This is a genomic window from Stenotrophomonas sp. INTA L402-1 (assembly GCF_059295135.1).
In genome coordinates, this window is record NZ_JCAFWP010000220.1 from 1 (window position 1) to 549 (window position 549).

Here is a 549-nt window from a genome sequence, read left to right on the forward strand (position 1 = left end):
CGGTAAAAGCGATGAGAACGCACAACCTTTTTTACATGCGCTAATTGCGCAGACGGATAAAACGGTGCCTGCGCAATAATCTTAAATCCCCGCCCCCTGACTAAAATGCTCTTCCCCAAACACCCCGGTGGAGAGGTAGCGATCGCCGCGATCGCAGATGATCGCCACAACCACCGCGCCGGGGTTAGCTTTTGCCACGCGCAGTGCTCCGGCAACCGCGCCGCCGGAGCTGACGCCACAGAATATTCCTTCCCGCACTGCCAGTTCGCGCATGGTGTTTTCCGCTTCTCGCTGATGAATATCCAGCACCTCATCCACCAGCGAATCGTTGAAAATCCCCGGCAGATATTCCGCAGGCCAGCGGCGAATGCCGGGAATGCTACTGCCCTCTTCCGGCTGCAGGCCAACAATGGTCACCGGTTTGGATTGTTCGCGCATAAAGCGTGAAACGCCGGTGATAGTGCCGGTTGTTCCCATGCTGGAGACAAAATGGGTAATGCGCCCGCCAGTTTGCTGCCAGATTTCCGGCCCGGTGGTGGTGTAATGCGC

The 549-nt window shown here is 57.4% G+C and carries 1 protein-coding gene; it reads right to left on the reverse strand.

What is annotated here, in order from left to right; all coding sequences use genetic code 11:
* Window positions 1–81: 81 nt before the first annotated feature.
* A partial coding sequence (locus tag AC5O77_RS22455; protein WP_494507253.1) for a pyridoxal-phosphate dependent enzyme occupies window positions 82–549 on the reverse strand: 468 nt, incomplete at its 5' end.